Below are 21,674 nucleotides of genomic sequence, written 5' to 3' on the forward strand. Positions count from 1 at the left end.
GCCTCATTTAATTCTTATCAGTCTTTTGTTTCTTCTCATATGCGCCTGTTCGGATTCTTCAAGCGGAAGCTCTAGCCATGAAGAAGATCCCAATGCAGACACACTCCATGTCGGCATGATTGCAATCCCCGCCAAATCCAACTCGACGACACTCGGAACCAATGAGGCAGGTTCCTCGTCGGAAACCCCAGCCATGCAGGTTTCCTTCGACTACGCCTTTTCCATTGGAAAGCATGAGGTCACCCGCAAAGAATATGCGGAATGGACCGGCAAGGACATCGAAAAAGCAGATTCCCTGCCGATGACAAACATCACCTACTACGACGCGATTCTCGCCGCCAACGCCCGCAGCAAAAAAGAAAAGCTCGACACCGCTTATTCTTACTCCAAAGCGACGTTCGTAGACGGAAACTGCACAAGTATCGAAGCGCTCAGCTTTTCCCCATCGTCCAAAGGCTATCGACTTCCGACAGAAGCGGAATGGGTCTACGCCGCGGAATTCGGAGGCTTTACCCCCGACGGATCCTGGAATTCAAAAAATTCTAACGACTCCCTGCACCCGGTTTGCACCACGGAATCTTCCACGACTCTCTGCGACATGGCGGGCAACGCCATGGAATGGGTCAATGATTGGCTCGGCAATTTCAAGGATACGACCATTGCGAACTACATCGGATCCCCCAACGGAGGACCCCTCGGAGAACGGATTCTCAAAGGCGGAAGCTACCAGAACAAACCAGAAAACATGAAGGTGTATTCCCGCGGTGATGTTTACACGGTCACATCTTCCACAAAAACCAATTACGTCGGATTCCGCCTCGCCGTCGGAGCCATTCCAAATGCCCAGTATTTCAACAGCGAAGGCACGACAAATTCAACCATCATCCCGGTCGCTTCCGCACAGGCTCTAAAATCCAAGATTGGCACGACCCATGCGAGACTCGCCTTCCGCGACGACGACCTGGGAAAAATCATCGTCATTGAATATGCCTGTGGAAACAATGCGGTTTTCGAACCGAAAAAACGCGGAGAACCTTACCATCTCACTATTTCACCGAACGGCCAATGGATCGCCTATTCGACGCAACCGGAAGGTATTTCTGGCTTTGATACTCTTTACATTCAAGCCTTCAACGCTGCAGACACGACCTTTTTCCGCTACAAGAAAGTCTCTGCCGCAGAGCCCCGCTGGCATGTCACCAATTACACGGACACAAGCCTAATCTTTGGAACTTCGGGCGGAAACAATGAAAGCGACGGAACCTTCTTCCAAGAAAAAACATATGAGCTTCAATTCAACAAAAAAGAATTCGGCAGCTTGACTCAGCTTTTTGACGGTTCTTATCACGGAGGGCTTTCCTACGACAAGAATTTTGCCGTCACCGGATCCAAGCTTTTGCGCGTTCACTCGGACGACTCAGACACAATCTGGTACAACGGCGAGCAGGCTTGCAACGCATCGCTTTCCAAAGATTCTTCCAAGCGCACTCTCTTCTTAGATTTTGGCAGCGAAACCGGTCGCAAGTTCGCAGATGAAAATTATTCTGCCCACGAACGCATTCTCATCGCCGACAGTCTCGGCAAACTGATCCAAGCAATCCCCTCCCCGGACGGATACGCCTTTGACCACACCGAATGGACCACCAATCCGAACCTGATCCTTGCCACGCTGACCGATTCCGAAGGCCGCCATTCCAAAATCGTTCTCGTCGATATCCGTGATTCCAGTGTTCTGACCCTCGTTGAAGGAAACGAGCTTTGGCATCCAGCCCTTTGGATCGAACAAGGAAGAAACATGTTCCCTGTTGATACGACCCTTTCTATCGACAGTCTTGGCGTGTACATGCTCGAAACGTCCAATCTCGCAAGCCGCATTCTTAAAGTCAAAATGGATCTGTTTTGGACAACGCGCTCCTATGCGGAAGTGATCATCACCGGATCTTCCCGTTCCTTCTCCGGCATCGACCCCACCCTGATTTCGGCGGGCTATGCGGTCAACCATTCTTATTCCGCACAAGACATGGCTGGCACGGAATTCTTTATCAGCCATTATTACCTGCCGCACGAGCCAAAGATCAAAACGATTGCGATTGCCCTGGATATCGACCGCTGGATCTTTACAGATGAAGATTTCTTAGAACTCTATCATAGCGTCCCAGGTTACCTCTACGATGCCCATCATGATTTCTGGAGCGACGGCGTGCCTGCCTTTATGCGAAAATATGTCGTGGACAACATTTCCCCAGATCCAAATGAATACGGGACTTACGCCTATAACCGCGGACTTTACAAGTCTCATTCCACCGGCTACAGCGAAAATCCCGAAGTGAATTTTTCGAAATACAACAAAACAAGCGCCGAGTACAATATTCAGAAATTGCTCGAAATTATCGACGTCGCTAGAACCTATGGGGTCAACGTTGTCGGCATCGTCTTCCCGCAAAACCCGCTCTACATTTCCAAGGAAAACATCTGGGGACGTTACGGACCTTCGCTTTCGGACGCCAAAATGCTTTTGAACACACTCGATTCCATCGCAAAAGTCAAAGACAATTTCTACATCTTGGACGAATACAAGAATGGCAAAAACGATTACGAATCCGAAGATTTTGCAAATGATGACCATCTAGGTCTTTCAGGTGCAAAAAAGCTCACCGTCCGTTTGGATTCTCTGCTTTTAAAAATCCAATAAAATTCAACATTTTTAGATTTTTGCAAGCATTTTATAACTCTTGGAATTATATTAAAACTATGAATTTTAAAATTGCGTTGGGATTTTGCTGTTTGTTCTTATGCCTGCTGAATGCCTGCGGAGGAACATCCGATGGCAGTAACCTGGAAATGCCAGACAACATGCCACCCGTATGCCGCGAAATCGATTTCGTCGAACAGCCGGACATGAAAGAACTCTGCGGTGTCCGCACCGTCCGCTTTAGGTCCTACCGCAACATTGCCAAAGAACGCTACCTGATTGCTCCGAAAGACGCGAAAATCGTCATGGCAGAAGACCGTCTAGAACTTCGCATTCCGGGAAACTTCCCCGTCGAACTTTCCGGACCTATCACCAAAGAATTGCGCTTTGACCAGGAATCCCGCTTAAAGAAAATTCGCAACCGCTACGAGTACCACGAAGGTTACCGCGGCACAAGCAAAAAACGCGAGAACCGAGTCCGCGCGTTCAAGCTCACGATTCCGACCGATGCCGGCAACGAATATGAATACTGCTTCCGCATCCCGGAAAAATTCGGCAACGCCCGTACCCGTAACCAGGCTATGGGTAACCGCCTCGAAGAACTCCAGTGTGCAGAATTTAATTCTTTGAAGTAATAAGCTCTTAAATCGGATTATCCAAATCAACGAACTTCGCCGGAATGTGGAGTTCGTTTTGAATTTTATCCGCCAAGGCTCGCACGCCAAAGATTTCCGTGCGATGATGTCCACAGTGGATCAGGTTGAATTTGCGCTCTTCACAGGTGATGGGAACCGCTTCCTTGATTTCACCGGTAATAAAAGCGTCACATCCCAAGTCCAGAGCTTCTTCAATTCCGCTTGCGCCCGAGCCGCTGCAGATAGCAACACGGTGAATTTGACTTGAACCGTACAACAGAGCATTCTGGACTCCATGCTCAAAAGCCTTTTCGGCACAAGCAAGAAATTCTTCCTTCGAAACACAAGTGTCAAATTCCGCAATGACGGCCACGGGCTTTTCGCCTTCGACCATAAAGCCGTCCACTACGCTCAAGCCCATCGCTTTCGCGATCAGGGCATTGTTGCCAATGTCCATGTGGCCGTCCAACGGCAAATGGTAACCGTAAAGAGAAATGCCATTCTGGAACATGCGGCGAAGACGCTCGCCGTAATGCCCCACCGGAATACGATCTTCGTTTTTCCAAAATCCATTCGGATGATGCACCAGAATGCAGTCCGCTTTTTCTTCTATCGCAGCATCGATCAAGCGATCGCGAAAGCTCACGCCTGTCACGACCTTCGTCACCTGATCATTCGCTTCAATGCAGAGCCCGTCCACGCAATAATCCTTAAAGGATTTCGGGTCGAGTAACTTATCCAGCCAATTTGAGAAATCTTTGAGTTTCATACCCTAAATTTAGGTCAAAAGTCACAAAGCCCTACCGAAATACTCCAAAAAAACCGCTAAATCCATTGCCACATATTATGCGTTTTTATAAATTTACGCATAGATAAACAAAAACACACCTGTACAGGAACCTTTATGGCCCACTATCTTTTTACTTCCGAATCCGTGTCCAAAGGACACCCAGACAAAGTTTGCGACCAGATTTCGGACGCAATCCTCGACGCCTGCCTCGCTCAGGACCCGAATAGCCGCGTCGCTTGCGAAACCCTCGTCAATACAGGTCTCGTCGTCATTTCCGGCGAAATCACCACCAAGGCTGTCATTGACTACCAGCAGATCGCCCGCAAAACAATCAAGAGCATCGGCTATGTGAATCCGGAACTCGCCTTTGATTACAAGGGTTGCTCCGTTCTCGTCGCCATGGACAAGCAGTCTCCGGACATCGCCCAGGGGGTGGATGCCAAGGCAGCCGATGGCAAGGAAGACGACAAGCAGGGCGCCGGCGACCAGGGCATGATGTTCGGCTACGCTGTGAACGAAACCAAGGAATTGATGCCGCTCCCGATTTCTCTTGCCCACAAGCTTATGGAAGAAATCCAGAACCTTCGCGAATCGGGCAAGATCAAGTGGCTTCGTCCGGACGCCAAGTCGCAGGTCACCGTCGAATATGACGAAAACGACAATCCGGTCCGCGTTGACACGATCGTCATTAGCACCCAGCACGACGAATTCGTGAAGGGCAAGGAACTGAAGCATTCCCAGATCGAAAAGGAAATCGTCGAAAAGCTCATCAAGAAGGTGATCCCGGCGAAGCTCCTCGACAAAAAGACCCGTTACCTTGTGAATCCGACCGGCAAGTTTGTCGTCGGCGGTCCGCACGGCGACTGCGGCCTTACCGGTCGTAAAATCATCGTAGACACCTATGGTGGCATGGGCCGTCATGGAGGCGGCGCATTCAGCGGCAAGGACCCGAGCAAGGTCGACCGCAGTGCCGCTTACGCAGCCCGCTACGTGGCAAAGAACATCGTGGCAGCAGGCCTCGCACACCGTTGCGAAGTGCAACTCGCTTATGCCATCGGTTACTCGAAGCCGGTTTCCATTCTCGTGAACACCTTCGGCACCGGGAAGGTGGACGATCGCAAGATCGAAGAAGTCGTTTCCAAGACGTTCGACCTCTCCCCGGCCGGCATCGTGAAGATGCTCGACCTGAAGAAGCCGGGCTACCAGGCAACTGCCGCTCTCGGTCACTTCGGTCGCACCGGCGCACGCTTCACCTGGGAAAAGACCGACAAGGTTGCTGCTCTCAAGAAGACTCTCAAGGTCTAATTCAAATCAAACTTTTTACGAGAAAACCCGTCAGGCTTCTGACGGGTTTTCTTTTTAGTTCATCCAATTTTAAGCATGTACCGGATTTGTCGAAGCGTTTCTAGAACGGATAAAGTCCAAGAAGGACGGCGCGTCCAACGGCTTTGAGAAGTAGTAACCCTGAATCTTGTTTGCGCCTGCATTCAGAACAAGTTCGAGCTGTTCCTTGGTTTCGACGCCTTCCTGGATCACGTCCAAGCGGAATTTGCGAATCATGTTGATGGATTCCACCAGGAACTTGTGCGAGTTCGGATTCTTGGTATCCCAAAGGAGACCCTTGTCCTGCTTGATGTTCTTGAAATCGTTGCTAATCACCTGGATCAAATTCGAGTAGCCCGTACCGAAGTCGTCCAGGGAGAATGTAAATCCGAGGCGGCGCAACTTTTCATAGTGTTCCTTGACGATGCCATTTTCGTTCAAAGCCGACGATTCCGTGATTTCCAAATTGATCTGTTTCGAAGTCACCCCGTACTTTTCCATGATGTTGCGGAACATCACATCCGTATTTTCCACATACAGCTGGAAAATGCTCAAGTTCACTTCGATTTCTTTTAAACCATAGCGATTCGGCTCATTGTCGTGTAAGAACAGGCAAACCTTTTCAAAGACGATGCGTCCGATGTCATTGATCATGCCGTTCTGTTCCGCAATCGGAATGAATTCCATCGGAGGAATACTTCCAAAGACCGGATCGTGCAAGCGCACCAGTGCTTCTGCACAGTCAAATGAAGAAGTTTCCACGTTCCAAATCGGCTGGTAATTCACTTCAAAGCTTTTTTCCTGGATCGCCTTCTTCAGAATCTGTTCCAGTTCCACGCGACGCTTGACTTTTTCAACATCTTCTTCGCAGTGAACGATCAAGCCCGGCTTGATTGCATCATGCAGTTCTTCGCTGAGTTCTATCAAAAGTTCAGGCTTGGAAATTTCATCTGGAACGCATACGATGTCGATAGAAGCGGACAGCGAAAGCGAGACATTGTTGAGCATGTTCAGATGCACATCGCTGCTGTGCGTGCATTCCTTGAAGAACATGGCAAATTGGTTACATTCCATGCGACCCTGATTCGTGATGATACCGATCTTATTGCGCGCGATGCGATAAACGGTGCCACGCGAATTCTTGATGACCCAATGGATGATGTTTCTTACCATCTCTTCCAAGTCTTCGTTCTTGAGCATACGCAGAAAGCTATTGTAGTTCAAAAGCGTAATCACCATTACCATGTACTTGCGATTGGAACGGATATAGCGATCGTTGTCCGCGATGAACATGTGGCGGTTGTAAACCCCTGTCATCGAATCAGTATGGAAATCGTCCATTTCGATCAAGAGCATTACGCCCATCAGGGAAATCGCTTCGCAGAAAAGTTCAAGTTTTAACCACGGAAACAGGAGCTGCACCACCATGCCGAAAAGACCGCACCCGATAAAAATCCAAAGGGCAACAGCCGCTGTCTTCAAAAGAATCGAACGGTAGAGCCAAAGCTGCTGAATCATAAAAAGCAAATACCCCGCCGATTCCGCATAAATCAAAAGTTCCATCGGACCACGGGTAAAAAGAACATTGTCCTGATAATAGAAGATCAAACCCGTCAGCGGATTCGTCAGCACAAAGAGTTCAAGAAGGAGTGCCGGAGAAAGGAATAAAAAGATGCTTTTTGTAGAATGATTATCCCCCCAATTATTCACAAAAACGACATATAGGGCAAAAAGCGGAGCGAGTAGCACATGGAGGGCGAAATAGATGGTCTCTGCAAACTGTTGCACATAATTGTAAAAATTCATGTCAGTCGTCACCAGCGGCTCCATCGACGTAGCGATCAAAGAGGCAATCGACGTGAAAAGTATATTGAACATGATGAGTTCAAAAACCTTGCTACGATCTTTCTGCGGAGTTTTATGGCTATAGTAATAGATGCTACAGCTCAGCATGATCAGCAATGAACAGATATAAAAGCACGAGTCTGTCAACAAAAATCTCATAAATAAATAACCACCAAATAAAATAGCGATCCAGGGTTTAATCTCCCCATCTACAGCAATACTAATAAAATATTTACATTCATCAACTATTTTAGCCTCTTTAATATGAAAAAAGGCCCAAATTTTATATTTTTGGGCAAAAGTGAACTACAAGCAAGGAATGCCGACATGAGAATTTCCGAACAGGAAGCTTTGGACCTATTCCTCAAAACTCCATTGGATGAACTCTGCGCCATGGCAAATGCAAAAAAAGAAGCGCGTCACGGCAAGAATGTTTTTTGGGTCAATAATCGGCAGATCAATTACACAAACGTCTGCGTTCTCAAATGTTCCTTCTGTTCCTTTTCCAAAATCAAAAAAACGGATTCCAACGCCTACGACTGGACTTTAGAAGAAATCATCGCCAAGGCAAGGGCCGCAGTCCAAAGCGGTGCGAAGGAACTCCATATCGTCGGCGGTCTGCATCCCGACCATCCTTTTGAATATTACCTGAACATGCTCGCCACGCTCCGCAAGATGTTCACCGGGGTAAACCTCAAAGCCTTTACCGCAGTCGAAATCTGCCACTTTGCAAAGCTCGCCGGGCGTCACGTGCGTGACGTTCTTCAAGACTTAAAAAACGCTGGTCTCGACGCTTTGCCGGGCGGAGGCGCGGAACTTCTCGGCGAAGAAATCCGCCACAAGATCTGCGGTAAAAAGGAAACCGGCGCAGAATGGCTCGAAGTGCACAAGGAAGCGCACCTGATGGGCATTCCGACCAATGCGACCATGCTTTTTGGCCATATCGAAAAGATCGAAGACCGCATCGAGCACATGTCGCTTTTACGAAAATTGCAGGATGAGGCGCCGGGATTCTTTGCCTTCATTCCGCTCGTTTTCCATCCGGAAAACAATCCGCTCGGTCACAAAGTCGGGCATAAGGCCTCCGAAGAAGACGTTCTGCGCACAATTGCCGTGTCCCGCTTGTTTATGGACAACTTCCCCCATATCAAAGCCTACTGGATCCAGACAGGCATTCCGACAGCGCTGAAAGCGATCCATGCCGGTGCTTCGGACCTCGACGGTACGATTATGGAAGAGAAGATTACCCATGCCGCAGGAGCCGACACCTGGGTCGGCATGAGCCCCGAAAAAATGCGCGGACTCATCCAGAACGAAGGACTCATTCCCGTGGAACGCGACGCCCTATACGACGTCATCTCCGTTTCCCCGTAAATTCGCCCTAGTTTACCCCAAAAATTTGAAAACGTTTCGATATCGAGGCGTTTTTTTGCTTTAAAAACGAAAAACCGACCGCATTACATGTAACACGGTCGGTTTTCGTGAGCTAAGAAGGGCTCGAACCTTCGACCCACGCCTTAAAAGGGCGTTGCTCTACCAACTGAGCTATTAGCCCGACGGACATAATTTAGTAAAGATTCTCTTTTTTGTAAATTATAAGCATGTTTTTTTTGAAAAAAAATTTCATTTTCGTTCTAACGGTTCTCTTCACCATAACCGCTTCACAGGCGTACTTCAAAAAAAACGATACCGGTGAAGAAGCTTTTGCGTTCCTCGGGTCCTTCTACAGCGCACGCAGTGCAGCCATGGAAAATGCGAATGCCGCGAAGCCGTCCTCGAACCCAGGATCCGTTTTACAGAATCCTGCAGCAATCGTTTTAGACTCCAATCAAAAAAATGCGGTTTCCTTTTCTTGGCAAACGAGTGAACTCGCCGAAAACCAAGGATACATCGCTTACGCAAGGCGAGTCGGCGCGATGGTCGCGGAGCTGAGCTACGGTTGGATTCGCTATGGAGATGTCGACGGTTACGACGACCTGGGTAACGAGACCGGCAAAACCTACAGTCCGCAGAGTTCTGTCACCGCTCTATCCCTTTCCCTTCCGTTTCCCCATTTCCAATTCGGTTCCACAATCAAGTTTGCAACCGACCTTTTGGCAAACGACGGAACAGACCAAACAGCCATGGCTCTCGCTTTTGACTGGGGCGTTCTTTGGCAGTCCTCGTCCCGCAAATACGGTCTTGGTTTTGCTGCCCGCAACTTCGGTAAGATGATCCGCGCTTACGTGGACAAAGGCGATACCGATTACGGTCTTGAAGAAGTTTTTGCGCTTTCGGGCTTTTACATTCCAGGAGCTCTCCCGCGCCTTTCGCTTTATTCGGAGCTGACATTCCCCCGTTATGCAGAACCGGCAGTCGCACTCGGTGCGGAATACGTCATCGGATCGAACCTTTTTGTAAGAGCGGGCTTCTCCCGGACGTGGCTCGATCTTTCTCGCGACTTTAAAGAACTTTTCTCTTCTGCAGACCGTCCTAATGAAACGAACAACGCCCGTCTTTTCAGCCTCGGTCTCGGCTATGCGGGCTCGAGCTTCTCCGTTGACTACGCCTTCTCTTACCTGCCACAGAATCTCGGTATGGAACATCGCGTAGGGCTTGGACTTCGTTTCTAATGCAAAAACAGTTTGATATCATCGTTCTTTCCAAGGAAAGGCTCTGTCCTTCAATCGAGGACCGTGCTCTTGGATGGTTTTTTGCCGAAAATTTTTCGGAAGTTCTACCGGAACTGGATGCGGAATGGACGATCCTCGTTTCCCCAGGCATTCGCATGACGCGCGATTTTCTGAATGCGGTCGCCGACATCTGCGTGGAGTTTCCTTACGCAGACGCCTTTGCTCCGCGCGTCCTTCATGCTGAATCGCACCAGGTATTTTCGTCAGGATTTTTAATCGATCAAAAGCGCGGACTCGAAGAAGAATTCCGCAGTAACAGAGACCGAGAAATCCGTCCGATTGCAAGCGTTTCTCCGGAATGCGGCATTTATTCTACACGCCTTCTCCACGCGTTACACGGCTTTGACCCCGAGTTCAAAACCGACATCCGTTTTTTTGATCTGGGACTTCGCGCTTTGCATTTGGGAGCGAACCTCTTTGCCTCACCGCGCATCGAAATCGAATCCGTCGCCGCCAAGCAATATTCCAAGCCGGACCGCATCCGCGAACTCGGACGCGTCTATTACAAAGACCTGGACATCATCCAGTATTTGAAGTTCGCCCTGCGCCATCCCGCAGCGCTGAACGCCCTGTTTAAAAATCGAAAACAGCTCAATGCAAAATCCTTAGCGGTAACCGAGCTTTCTCGTTTTTCAAAAGAAATGTTTGAAAAGGTTTCGACGCGTTAAAACTCAGCGGTCGAGAATCGAATAGAAGAAGGCGCTTAATTTATCTGCAATCGTCTTGATGCTGTAACGCGCAAGCAGCTCAGAGACCTTTTCAGCATTATATTCATACTTGCCGTCCATCACCGACTGCAACACGTCCAAGTAACCCTGCACATCCGTCGCCGGAGAAACGGTCGGGCATACGTCCGAAAAGATTTCGGCCAAGGCGGTCGTCCTCGCGCAAACAACAGGAGTTCCACAGGCAATCGCTTCAAGCGGAGGCAGGCCGAAACCTTCCTGAAAGGACGGCTGCACAAACAGGTCTGCATGGCGATAGAATTCTCGCAGGTTTGTCACTGAAAGACTTGTGAAATGGAATACGTTTTTCAAGTGACGTTCTTCCAAAAGCATTTGAACGTAACGGTTCACCTTTCCAATACGCACAAAAGCGACATCCGGACGAGCCTTTGCCATGTCAAAGAAGGTCGCGATATTCTTGCGCTTTTCGGGCAGGCTCACGTTCAAGACCATCGCCTTAAAAGATTTGATGCCCAAATCTTCACGGAAAGATTTGCGCATGGAGCGGTAGAGCATCCGGTCGGAATTCTGATTGTAGTAAAGCGAATTCAGCGGAAGTCCCGTCACCGCATTCGGGCGGCCGGCGATACCGTAATATTTTTCCGCTTCCCTTTTGGAATAACGGGAGTTGTACACAAAGCCGTCCGCCTTGGCAGTCGGTTTCGCATAGAACATGGAAATCAGTTTGAACTTGACGCTGAACGGATAAAGCGTTTCCGCAAAGGTGTCATGGATCAGCACGACCGTTTTCGACTTCGGGCAAACCTTTTTGGCGACTGGCACCAAAAAGCCGAGTTCCGGGCGAATGAAAAAGACAATCGTCGGGTCAAGCTTTTGCAAATATTCCACAAACGGTTCGCGAAATTTGTAAAAACCCATGTGCAAAGACTTTGCCCAAATCGAAGAGCTCTTGGTTCCGCGTTCTTCCGGGAGCGCCTTGTCGTCGTCCGGAAAATACTTGGGAGTCTTCAACCAAAGAATCGAAACATCAAAATCCGCGAATAGCGTATGTTCCAAATCGAGCGTTAAACGCCCGAAACTGGTTCTCGAGTTCTTGTCACAGACAATAACGACTTTCTTCTTTGGTACCATATAGCCCTAATTTATACTATTTTATTAAAAATTATGTCTAAAATTTTCGTCGCACTCGCCACTTATAACGGAGAACGGTTCCTTGCTCCGATGCTCGATTCTCTGCTGACGCAGAATCGCCAAGCCGACCGTATCGTTGCTGTCGACGACGCCTCGAATGACAACACCCTTTCGATCCTCCAGGAATACGCTTCGAAACTTCCCATGCAAATTCTTGTACGCCCAAAAAACGGCGGGCATCGGCAAGCTTTTTCGGATGCGCTGAAAGAAATCCAAAAAGTCGCTGAAAAAAACGACCTCGTCGCCATCGCTGACCAGGACGATATTTGGCTTCCGCATAAATTTGAAGTTTTGGAAAAAGCCTTTCTTTTGAAAGACGCACCGATCTTTGTTTTTGGCGACGCCCACGTGATCAATGCCGAAGGGAAGCAAATCGCGCAATCCTGGAGAGACTTGGCGGGCATTCCTTTAGAGATTCCTATCTGCGCACGACTTTCGGGAACGAACAACGCAAACGGTTGCCTTTCGCTTTTTAAGGCTTCCCTTCTTTCCCGGATTTTGCCGATCCCGGAATGGATTCCGGTTTACGACGAATGGATTACCCTTTGCGCCGCTAAAAACGGAAGCGTCCAAGCGATTCCGGAAGCGGTTTTAAATTACCGAATCCACGATCAAAATTCCGTCGGAATCGCTCCTAAAATTTCCATGTCGGAATCGTTAAAGATCAATCAGGCTGTTGCAGAAGGTTTTCTGGCTGTAGCAGACCGTTTGGATCTTTCGACGCAAGAAATCCTTTTTGTGGAACGCTACCGAGAATTTTTGAAGACAAGCCTCGAACATTCTCCGAACTTTTCCGCTATTCCCTGGCTCTGGAAAAATCAAGAAGCGCTGTATCCGGGTTGTACACCTTGGAAGCGAGTGAAAAAGATTTTGGGAGCCTCGCTCGGATATCCGATTTGTAAGCACCTGTTGGGGAAATCCTGATGCGCATCGGTATTGACGTTAAATTGTTACGTTCGAATTCCGCAGGGCTCAAAGTCTATTTGGAAAGCCTGCTCGACGAATTGCAGAAGATCGATTACACGAACGAATACATTCTGTTTTCTCCGTCGCCGGTCGCTTACCGTCTTTTTGCGACGAACTTTTCGTACCATATTTCCAAGACGAAATTGCCGGGAATCCTGTGGCAACAGTTCGAACTGCCGAGCCTTGCCAAAGAACATAAGATCGATGTTTGCTGGGGACCGGAACAGACGCTTTTTTTGCGCAGACCGAAAGGCATTTGCAAAATTCTGACCGTTCACGATTTTGTCTATCGCCGATTCCCGAAAACGATGGAACGCAGTGTACGAACGATTACACAGTACTACGGCACACGTTCGCTTTCCAAATCCGACATTCTTCTCTGCATTTCGAACTTCACTGCACGGGAACTCAAAAAATTCTACCCGTCGATCCCGAAGCAAAAGCTCCGCATTATTCCGAACGGCATTTCCAGCCAAAACACGATCCAGGAACCCCTTCCTAAAGAAGACTTCTTGTTCTTCACGGGCAGCATGGAACCGCGTAAGAATCTCCCCCGCTTAATCCAAGCGCTTGAAATTCTACACGCCAAGGGAGTTTCGCCCAAGCTTAAAATCGCAGGTCCCGCAGGCTGGCACAACAAGGCGTTCCACGATTTGCTAGAGAATTCTCCCGTTCAAGATTCCATTGAGATTCTCGGTTTTGTCAGCTCTGAAGAATTGCAGAAACTGTACAGGACCTGCAAAGGCTTTGTCTTCCCCACGCTTTACGAAGGCTTTGGACTTCCTGCCCTCGAAGCTTTGCAAAACGGAGCCCGCGTTCTCGTTTCCAAGGATTCGCCGATGCAAGAATTTTTAGGGACGCTCGGCATCTATTTTGAACCGAACAATCCCGAAAGCATTGCCCAGGCGATTGAAGACCTTTACGCGCATCCCGAAAAAGTTTCCTATTCCGAAAAGGAAAATAAAAAGCGTCTGTCTGTCATCAAGCGATATTCCTGGGAACACGCCGCAAAAAAATTGAAAGCGATTTTCGAAAAGCTCCACGCGGAGGCCAAATGAAAACGCTGATCGTCCTTGTGACTTACAACGGATACGCGATGACAAAGGACTGCCTATCGGTTCTTTCCAAGCTCCCGTCCGAGCACTGGAGAATTGCGATTGCAGACAATGCGAGTTCCGATGGGTCGCCACAAAAAATCGCAGTCGATTTTCCTCAAGCAAAAGTCTACGCGCTTTCCACGAACAAAGGCTTTGGGTTTGCAAACAACGAAGCACTTTGCAGAAGTCTTAAAAATGAAAACTTTGACTTCGTCTGTTTTTTGAACAACGATACAATTGTGACCGTCGAAGCGATGGAAAAGCTTCGGGAAGACGCCGAAAAAGATTCTGGCAAAACGATTTTTGCTCCTCTCGTCAAAAATCGGGACGGAAGCCTACAACGGACGGATTACCGTTTTCTTTCGCACGCAGAGTTTTTTTTGAACGCCTTCCGCACGGTCCGTGGCGCAGACAAAAGGCTTCACGGCGAATTGAAGGCTGTAGCAGAAACGCATTTTCTTTCGAATGATTGGATCAATGCCGTCTGCTGGATGATGCCCGTTCAAACGTTTTTCGACGTGGGCATGTTTGATGAAAAAATTTTCATGTATTACGAGGATCAGGATTTTGCATATCGAGCGCGCAAGCTCGGTTACCGCTTTCTTTTGAATGCGGAAGCTCCGATTGTTCACTTGGGCGGTGGTTCAGCAAAGAACGTGCTTTCGCGAAGTCTGCAACACGACTCTTCCCAGCTATACTTTTACCGCAAGCATTTTGGGTATGGTGGAGCGGTTCTCTCGCGTACCTTCCGATTTGTCCGCAGCCTTTTGCGTCTGGGAATGCTCGTTCCTTTTGCACTTTTCAAGAAATCGGCTCGGGATAACGCCAGAATCCATTGGAAACTTCTTCTCTTTTCTTTGAATGGGAAAGGAATTTTAAAATGAAACGTTCATTCTTATTTGCTTTTTTGAGTTTTGCCATTTGTGCGCTTTCAGCTTTTGCCGTGGAACCGGGACATATCGGTTTTGGAGATTCCTCCGCCTACTTCAGAATTCGCGGTACTCTCGGCGATTCCGTTTCCGTTTCGCGTTTTACAAATACCGATCAAGACGACAAGCATGTGGAAAACAGCCTGTTTGTGAATTTGTACATCAACGGAGCGATCACCCAGAATTTTACCTTCCACGCCAGTGCGAGCGTGATGAGCGACCGCACCACGCGCACTTACGAAGACAAGGCTTACAATCCATACAACGGCATTCCTTACAACGTACAAAGCCCCAGTTCCAGAACCTGGGACACCTTTACTGCAGCAAGCGAATACCGCTTTAACGAAAATATCCGCATGATGGGTGGCGTCGATTATCTTTCCTGGGGACCGGCGCGTCGTAACAAATTAACGCTCCGTGGCGCAGACCACAATTACCGTCCGTGGATGGATTCCACCGACCGTATTGCGATTCCTGCTCCAACGCCTTACTTTGGCTATGAATTCGAAATTGGACCGGTGACATACACGCAGTACGCAGGCAAGCTTTACCACGACAAGCACAAGGGAAAATATTTCCATGCGCACCGTTTGAACTTGGAACTCCCCTGGAACATTGATTTCGGCTTAAGCGAAACAATCGTTTACGGTTCCACCGTGGAAGCCAAAGATTCCAATCCGAACGAAGATGCCGACAGTACGAACCGAGGCTTTGAATGGATCTATGCGGCTCCGTTTATTCCGTACCTCTTCTGCGAACATTACACCGGGGACTTGGAAAATACGAGCATTTCGTTTGATGTAAGCGTCAAAACGATTCCGAACTGGGAAATCTACGGCGAACTTTTGTGGGACGACATGAAAACGCCCACCAGCATGTTCAACGATTCCTGGTGGGGCAACAAATGGGCGGCAAGTCTAGGCCTTGGAACGGACAACCGCCAAATCGGACCGATCCTGCTTTCGTACTACTCTGAATTTACCTGGATAGAGCCTTGGGTCTATACGCATCACAAGGGAGCCGGATACACATACACGCATTACGGACAAAGCTTTGGATCGAATCTTGGACCGAACTCTCGCGAATTCTACACGGAAGTCCGCGCCGCGTACAAGGATCTGGAAATGAAGCTCTTTGCGTCAAACGTCGCAAAGGATACCGCATTCGGTGGAAACCTTTACGACATCCATACGCCGTACGATCCGACCGACAGAACCTACCTCGCCGACAAAACGACCCTCCACTACCGCGAACTCGGCTTCGGCATCAAATTCACCCCGCTTGAATGGCTCTGGGCGAATTACAGCCAAAGCTTTTACCTCGGCGATTACGAGGGATACCGCATGAGCGGAAATCTCGGCGTTACTTGGTAAAAGATTGGCCGCCCATTTCTTCGCAAGTCTTGCCTCGCGTATTCAAAATGGTGATGGCATCCCCGCTAGCAACCGGGCGCACTATGGTAAGCGAGAAGGCGCCGAAGCGAATATTTTCATGGTAATTGGCGACGGCGTTTCCTCCTCTCTTACGCACCATTTTTTCAATCGCTGGGCGCAAGGATTTCGGATCGGCATAAAGCATCTTCGAAGCTTTAACGACGTGGACATATTTGAACGGGACATCTTTCGGGAAATCTTCGAAAGCGCAGAATTCGTTCGGAGCGACCTCTTCTTCCCCTTCGGCGAGAGGGATTTCCGTATAGGGTCTACGCGAATAATTGGAACAGCTTGTCAAAGCAAAAGCACCAAGAGAAGCTGCGAGCAACATCATTTTTTTCATATTTCCTCCACGATGGATTGCAATTTTCAATTTTTCGGCGAATTATAAAAAAAACACATACACTTTCCAATTGTCGTCCGAAAAACAGGACATTCTTTTTTGAATAAAAACGCGGTGCTTAAAAATTGCTAATTTGACGATATGACTTCAGAAGAAATTCATGAATACGCTCTCGGACTTGCTAAAAAGGCAAGATCCGCATCTGCCCGTATCCGCACTGTCCGTGCGGATGTCCGTAACCAGGTCCTTCTCGAAGTGGCCAAGTCTTTGCGTGAAAACGAGAAACTCATTCTCAAAGAAAACGCAAAGGATCTCGCAGCTTTCAAAGACAAGATTTCCCCGGCCAAGTATGACCGTCTGACACTCAACCATGAACGTCTCGAAGGAATCGCGGCAGGCGTGGAGCAGATCGCCACTTTTGCCGATCCGCTTGGTAAGGTTTTGGAACAGCGCAAGCTTGATAACGGCGTGGACATTTCCCGTGTAAGTGTTCCGCTGGGATGCGTTTTCTTCATTTACGAAAGCCGTCCAAATGTGACGATTGACGGTGCCGCGCTCTGCTTTAAGGCTGGCAATGCGGTCATTCTCCGTGGCGGTAAGGAATCGCTTTACTCTTCGAAGATTTTGGCAAATATTTTCCGTGACGCTCTGCAAAAGTTCGGCGTCGATCCAGATGCGGTTCAGCTCGTAGAATATGCGGACCACTCCATCGTCGGTATGCTTCTCAAAATGCACGACTACCTGGACCTCGTCATTCCTCGCGGAGGTGAAAACCTGATTCGCGCTGTGACCAATCAGAGTTCTATTCCGGTGATCAAGCACTTTAACGGCATTTGCCACATTTACGTGGACAAATCCGCAAACATCGACATGGCTGCAAAGATCGTCGAAAACGCGAAGACTCAGCGTTGCGGTACTTGCAACACCATGGAAACCCTTCTTTTGGACAGCGCCCTTTCCGACGCCGATGTCAAGAAAATTCTCGATCCGCTTCGCGCAAAGAATGTGGAATTCTTTGGCGACAAGGAAACTCAGACTCGTCTTTCCGACGTCAAGGACTTTGAAGAAGAAGACGGTTACCATCACGAATATCTCGCCTTCAAGCTCAGCATTCGCTTTGTGAAGAATGTGGAAGAAGCCTGCGACCACATCGAAAAGAATTCGAGCCGTCACACGGAATCCGTGATTGCCGAAGACAAGGCGGTGCAGGAATACTTCCTTGCGCACGTCGATTCTTCGAGCGTAATGGTGAACGCCAGCACCCGTCTTGCAGACGGTGGCGTTTACGGTCTCGGAGCGGAAGTCGGCATTTCGACAGACAAGATTCACGCCCGCGGCCCGATGGGCGTCGAAAGCCTTTGCACTTACAAATGGGTTTTGATTGGCGAAGGTCAGATCCGTTCCTAAGGAATTTGCATGAAGTTTGAAGATTTAATGAAAGACGTCAAGTTTGAAGTGGAATTCGGCGATAAGAAACTTGCCCCGGCAATCGTTCAGGATGCCGACAAGCACGACGTGCTGATGATGGCTTGGATGGACGAAGAAGCGCTTCGACGTACAAATGAATGCGGCGAAATGGTTTTTTGGAGCCGTAGCCGAAAGGAATACTGGCATAAAGGAGATACGAGCGGCAACGTGATGACCGTCGTGAACTGGTACGCGGACTGCGATAGTGATGCACTCCTTTTTGAAGTCCGCATGCAAGGGCCACAGGTCGCTTGCCATACCGGCGCCCGCTCCTGCTTCTTCAAAAAGTGCGACAAGTAAGCATTCTCAGACAACTTCAAAGGCGTGGCTGGAAACGACTGCTTCTTGCCGTTTCCGGAGGAGTCGATTCCGTCTGCCTTGCCCATTACTTTGTACAAAATCAAAAGGATTTGGGGCTCGACTGGATTGCATTTGCCCACGTTCACCACGGGCTTCGCAAAGAAACCGCAGACCGGGACGAAGCCTTCGTCAAGGAACTCGCCCGACAACTGAACGTTCCGCTTTTTATTCACCATTTAGACGGTGAATCCTTAAAAGCATCCGGCTCTGTTGAAGAAAATGCGCGGAAAGCCCGTTACAAGGCATTCTTCGAAATCGCCGCACGTTCAAACTGCCGTGCAGACGCTATTCTGACCGCGCACCATGCAAACGATCAAGCAGAAACGCTTCTCATGCGCCTTCGCCGCGGCACGAGCCTCAAAGGGCTTCGCGGAATTCAATTTATTCGTAACGACGGCGTTTACCGCCCATTCTTAAACATTCCTCGATCCGAAATCGAAGCGTACGCAGTCAAGAATCATTTAAGCTGGTGTGAAGACGAAACCAATGCGGACAAAGCCTTTGAACGCAACTTTATCCGCCACGCAATCCTGCCTCGGATCGAAGCAGAAAATGTACAAGCGGTAAAACAGCTGTGCCGGATCGCCCAAGTCGGCTCTCGCATCTACGAGAAAATCCTTTGCCAAATCGAGCAAGAGTTCGAACCGCAAATCGTTCCCCCTTCCCTTTGGCCTTTCCCCGAAGAAATTGCGCCTTACGAGCACATTTTAGCGCTGCACGATTCCGCTTGGGACGCCTTGAGTCAAAAAAGCGAAAAGGGCGCCGCAGAACTTTTAAGAATCTGGCTACAGAACCTCGGATTCGAGTATCCCAATACAGTCGATTTCAAATCAAATTTTGCAAATCGGAATAAATCCCTGATTTTTGAAAAATCGCGCCATATCCTTTGGTTTTGCAGATCCTTGCAGGATTCCAAAGCCCACAATTTGTATCTTTTTGAAAAAAAACGAGCCCCTTTGGGCGAATGGCGCTTTCGTTTAGATGGAGATGTTTATACACCTCCGAGCGGAAGATCCAAATCGCTCAAAAAATGGTTCGAAGACAATGGAGTTCCGGCTTTTGTCAGAGATTGCTTCCCCGTTTTTTCCGACGGAAAGCAAATCCTGCAAATTTACGGAATTCCACCTCGAATAAAGGAAACCTATGAGTAATAAGCCTAAAGCTCCATCGGCATTCCACAACAGGAACTTTTTCCTGATTGCGACGATGCTCCTAATGGTGCTTTTCTTTATGCGCCTTTATAACGACGATACGTCCTTGGATTTGACAAGAACGGATTTCTTCGCCATGATGAACGACTCCTCGACGGAGATCAAGAGTTTAAAACTCCAGCGCACCCTCGACGGCATTATGGTCGAAGGCACCCGTGCAATGAATGCCGAAGAAATGGCGGAAGAAGCACAGCAGCAAGGTCTGCTTTCGAAGCTCGCCCGCAGATCGACAAATTCGAACCATACGGTCGCCTTCACAAGCCATGTTCTGGACCTTACCAGCGATCAGATCGACGCGTGGGAACAGAACAAGGGCATCAAAGTCCGTGTGCAGCACGAAACCACCAGCTGGATTGACCGCATTTTCGCCTTCCTCCCGGCCATCCTTTTAATCGCCTTCTTCTGGTATATGATGGCGCGTCAGACCGGCGGAAGCAAGGGCGGAATGGGAATGTTCTCGTTTGGCAAGAGCAAGGCTCGCCAGCTGAACGAAAGCGGAAAGACGAAGACCACCTTCAAGGATGTCGCCGGTTGCGATGAAGCAAAAGCTGATCTTGAAGAAATCGTCCAGTTCTTGAAGGATCCCAAGAAGTTCTCGAATCTCGGTGGACGCATTCCGAAGGGCGCTTTGCTCGTCGGTCCTCCGGGTACAGGTAAAACCCTTCTCGCCCGTGCGGTTGCAGGTGAAGCAGGCGTTCCGTTCTTCAGCATGTCCGGTTCGGACTTTGTGGAAATGTTCGTCGGTGTCGGTGCGGCTCGTGTCCGCGACTTGTTCGAAATGGGCAAGAAGAACGCACCTTGCATTTTGTTCATCGATGAAATCGATGCAGTCGGTCGTCAGCGTGGTGCAGGTCTCGGTGGCGGTCATGATGAACGCGAACAGACTTTGAACCAGCTGCTCGTCGAAATGGACGGCTTCAATGCAAACGAAGGCGTCATTTTGATTGCGGCGACAAACCGTCCGGACGTTCTCGACAAGGCTTTGCTCCGTCCGGGACGTTTTGACCGTCAGATCACCGTGGGTCTTCCGGACTTGAAGGGCCGTGAAGAAATTCTCCGCGTGCATTTGAAGAAGCGCAAGGTTCCTCTCGCAGACGACGTGAACGTAAAGGACATCGCCCGTGGAACTCCAGGACTTGCCGGTGCAGACCTCGAAAACCTGATCAACGAAGCTGCCCTCCTCGCTGCTCGTTTCGACAACAAGAAGGTGACGAAGGAAGACTTTGAAGAAGCACGCGACAAGCTCGCCATGGGTGCAGAACGACGTACACTTCTCATGTCCGACGAAGAAAAGCGTCACACCGCCTTCCACGAAGCCGGTCACGCTTTGATGACCCTTCTTTGCAAGCACGCAGATCCGCTCCACAAGATTACGATTATTCCGCGTGGCCGCGCCCTCGGTGTGACCATGTCGCTCCCGGAAATGGACCGCGTTTCCATGTCCAAGGAAGCAGCGGAAGAAAACATCATGATTTTGATGTCGGGCCGTCTTGCCGAACTCATTTGCTTCAACCATCTGAGCACGGGAGCCTCGAACGATATTGCCCGTGCCACGGAACTCGCCCGTCGCATGGTTACCGAATGGGGCTTCGACGAAACGATTGGACCACTCTGCTACACGCGTAACGACGGCGAAATCTTCCTCGGTCGTGAAATCAGCAAACCGAAGGAAATGTCCGAAAAGATGGCAGAAGCGATTGATGGAGCCATCAACAGCTTGGTCAAAAGTCTTTCCGAAAAGGCAAAGGCGCTCTTGATCGAAAACCGCGAAAAGCTCGACCTTCTCGGCACAGCGCTTTTCGAAAACGAAGTGCTCGACCGCGAAGAAATCGACCGAGTCATCGCCGGCGAAAAGCTCGAAAGCACTAAAAAGAGCCGTACTTACCTGTTCCAAGAAATGATGGCAAAGAAGCGCGAAGAAGAAAAGAAGGCAGAAGAGCCGCCTCCTGATCCGGGCCGTCCGACTCCTGTTCCGACACAAGTGGTTCCAGAAACTCCCGTCGCTAATAAGGCCGAAGGAGAAAAGGCGTAAAG

18 protein-coding genes and 1 tRNA gene are annotated in these 21,674 nt (G+C 49.3%); 14 read left to right on the top strand and 5 right to left on the bottom strand.

Features of this window, described 5'->3' with window-relative positions:
• Both MR847_RS00005 and MR847_RS00010 read left to right on the top strand, forming a co-directional pair.
• Nucleotides 1-2,692: TIGR02171 family lipoprotein (locus MR847_RS00005; protein ID WP_502798484.1), on the top strand; the 2,692-nt coding region annotated here is incomplete at its 5' end.
• A 59-nt stretch (nt 2,693-2,751) separates the two neighbouring features.
• The gene (locus tag MR847_RS00010) at nt 2,752-3,327 is read left to right on the top strand and encodes a hypothetical protein (RefSeq protein WP_100426515.1); all 576 of its coding nucleotides are present in this window, start codon (nt 2,752-2,754) and stop codon (nt 3,325-3,327) included.
• Nucleotides 3,328-3,334: 7 nt separating this feature from the next.
• Here MR847_RS00010 and MR847_RS00015 read toward each other — a convergent pair whose 3' ends face one another.
• Nucleotides 3,335-4,096 carry a Nif3-like dinuclear metal center hexameric protein gene (locus MR847_RS00015; RefSeq protein ID WP_287722472.1) on the bottom strand — a complete coding sequence of 254 codons (762 nt, stop codon included), beginning with the start codon at nt 4,094-4,096 and terminating at the stop codon, nt 3,335-3,337.
• 135 nt (nt 4,097-4,231) lie between these two features.
• Between MR847_RS00015 and metK the strand changes: the two genes are divergently transcribed.
• Nucleotides 4,232-5,422, top strand: a complete 1,191-nt coding sequence (gene metK / locus MR847_RS00020) for a methionine adenosyltransferase (RefSeq protein ID WP_100426513.1) — start codon at nt 4,232-4,234, stop codon at nt 5,420-5,422.
• 69 nt (nt 5,423-5,491) lie between these two features.
• On the opposite strand, the gene MR847_RS00025 is transcribed toward metK, so the two are convergent.
• The gene (locus MR847_RS00025) at nt 5,492-7,318 is read right to left on the bottom strand and encodes an EAL domain-containing protein (RefSeq protein WP_287722473.1); all 1,827 of its coding nucleotides are present in this window, start codon (nt 7,316-7,318) and stop codon (nt 5,492-5,494) included.
• Nucleotides 7,319-7,612: 294 nt separating this feature from the next.
• Between MR847_RS00025 and mqnE the strand changes: the two genes are divergently transcribed.
• Nucleotides 7,613-8,659: an aminofutalosine synthase MqnE gene (gene mqnE / locus MR847_RS00030; protein ID WP_287722475.1), complete on the top strand. Its 1,047-nt coding sequence runs from the start codon at nt 7,613-7,615 to the stop codon at nt 8,657-8,659.
• 108 nt (nt 8,660-8,767) lie between these two features.
• On the opposite strand, the gene MR847_RS00035 is transcribed toward mqnE, so the two are convergent.
• Nucleotides 8,768-8,840, bottom strand: a tRNA-Lys gene (locus MR847_RS00035).
• A 46-nt stretch (nt 8,841-8,886) separates the two neighbouring features.
• Here MR847_RS00035 and MR847_RS00040 point away from each other — a divergent pair.
• Nucleotides 8,887-9,897 carry a PorV/PorQ family protein gene (locus tag MR847_RS00040; protein WP_100426510.1) on the top strand — a complete coding sequence of 337 codons (1,011 nt, stop codon included), beginning with the start codon at nt 8,887-8,889 and terminating at the stop codon, nt 9,895-9,897.
• Complete coding sequence (locus MR847_RS00045) at nt 9,897-10,625, top strand: hypothetical protein (protein WP_287722477.1); 729 nt, start codon at nt 9,897-9,899, stop codon at nt 10,623-10,625. Before MR847_RS00040 ends, MR847_RS00045 begins: the two co-directional genes overlap by 1 nt.
• A 3-nt stretch (nt 10,626-10,628) precedes the next feature.
• Here MR847_RS00045 and MR847_RS00050 read toward each other — a convergent pair whose 3' ends face one another.
• Nucleotides 10,629-11,774 carry a glycosyltransferase gene (locus MR847_RS00050; RefSeq protein ID WP_100426508.1) on the bottom strand — a complete coding sequence of 382 codons (1,146 nt, stop codon included), beginning with the start codon at nt 11,772-11,774 and terminating at the stop codon, nt 10,629-10,631.
• A gap of 33 nt (nt 11,775-11,807) precedes the next feature.
• Between MR847_RS00050 and MR847_RS00055 the strand changes: the two genes are divergently transcribed.
• The 4 genes from MR847_RS00055 to MR847_RS00070 are packed head-to-tail and all read left to right on the top strand — an operon-like array spanning nt 11,808 to nt 16,199.
• Nucleotides 11,808-12,758 (top strand): glycosyltransferase, encoded by a 951-nt coding sequence (locus MR847_RS00055; protein WP_287722478.1) that lies wholly within the window; start codon nt 11,808-11,810, stop codon nt 12,756-12,758.
• The gene (locus tag MR847_RS00060; RefSeq protein ID WP_287722479.1) at nt 12,758-13,858 is read left to right on the top strand and encodes a glycosyltransferase family 4 protein; all 1,101 of its coding nucleotides are present in this window, start codon (nt 12,758-12,760) and stop codon (nt 13,856-13,858) included. The genes MR847_RS00055 and MR847_RS00060 overlap by 1 nt, the downstream gene beginning before the upstream one ends.
• Nucleotides 13,855-14,781, top strand: a complete 927-nt coding sequence (locus MR847_RS00065; protein ID WP_287722480.1) for a glycosyltransferase family 2 protein — start codon at nt 13,855-13,857, stop codon at nt 14,779-14,781. The genes MR847_RS00060 and MR847_RS00065 overlap by 4 nt, the downstream gene beginning before the upstream one ends.
• The gene (locus MR847_RS00070) at nt 14,778-16,199 is read left to right on the top strand and encodes a capsule assembly Wzi family protein (RefSeq protein WP_287722482.1); all 1,422 of its coding nucleotides are present in this window, start codon (nt 14,778-14,780) and stop codon (nt 16,197-16,199) included. Before MR847_RS00065 ends, MR847_RS00070 begins: the two co-directional genes overlap by 4 nt.
• On the opposite strand, the gene MR847_RS00075 is transcribed toward MR847_RS00070, so the two are convergent.
• Entirely contained in the window at nt 16,189-16,602 is a 414-nt protein-coding gene (locus MR847_RS00075; protein ID WP_100426503.1) for a hypothetical protein, read from the bottom strand. The two genes, MR847_RS00070 and MR847_RS00075, sit on opposite strands and share 11 nt — an antisense overlap.
• Nucleotides 16,603-16,743: 141 nt before the next feature.
• On the opposite strand from MR847_RS00075, the gene MR847_RS00080 reads away from it, so the two are divergent.
• From MR847_RS00080 to ftsH, 4 genes are read left to right on the top strand one after another with little or no spacing between them, the layout of a single operon-like run.
• Entirely contained in the window at nt 16,744-18,009 is a 1,266-nt protein-coding gene (locus MR847_RS00080) for a glutamate-5-semialdehyde dehydrogenase (RefSeq protein WP_106519470.1), read from the top strand.
• A 9-nt stretch (nt 18,010-18,018) separates the two neighbouring features.
• Nucleotides 18,019-18,369, top strand: a complete 351-nt coding sequence (gene hisI, locus MR847_RS00085; protein ID WP_100426501.1) for a phosphoribosyl-AMP cyclohydrolase — start codon at nt 18,019-18,021, stop codon at nt 18,367-18,369.
• On the top strand, nt 18,357-19,580 hold the full coding sequence (gene tilS, locus MR847_RS00090; RefSeq protein ID WP_158256942.1) for a tRNA lysidine(34) synthetase TilS: 1,224 nt from the start codon (nt 18,357-18,359) through the stop codon (nt 19,578-19,580). The genes hisI and tilS overlap by 13 nt, the downstream gene beginning before the upstream one ends.
• Entirely contained in the window at nt 19,573-21,672 is a 2,100-nt protein-coding gene (gene ftsH / locus MR847_RS00095; protein WP_287722488.1) for an ATP-dependent zinc metalloprotease FtsH, read from the top strand. The genes tilS and ftsH overlap by 8 nt, the downstream gene beginning before the upstream one ends.
• Nucleotides 21,673-21,674: the final 2 nt, after the last annotated feature.

Origin of the sequence: Hallerella sp., from assembly GCF_022776125.1 — a bacterium.
Classification (GTDB): Bacteria; Fibrobacterota; Fibrobacteria; order Fibrobacterales; family Fibrobacteraceae; genus Hallerella; species Hallerella succinigenes.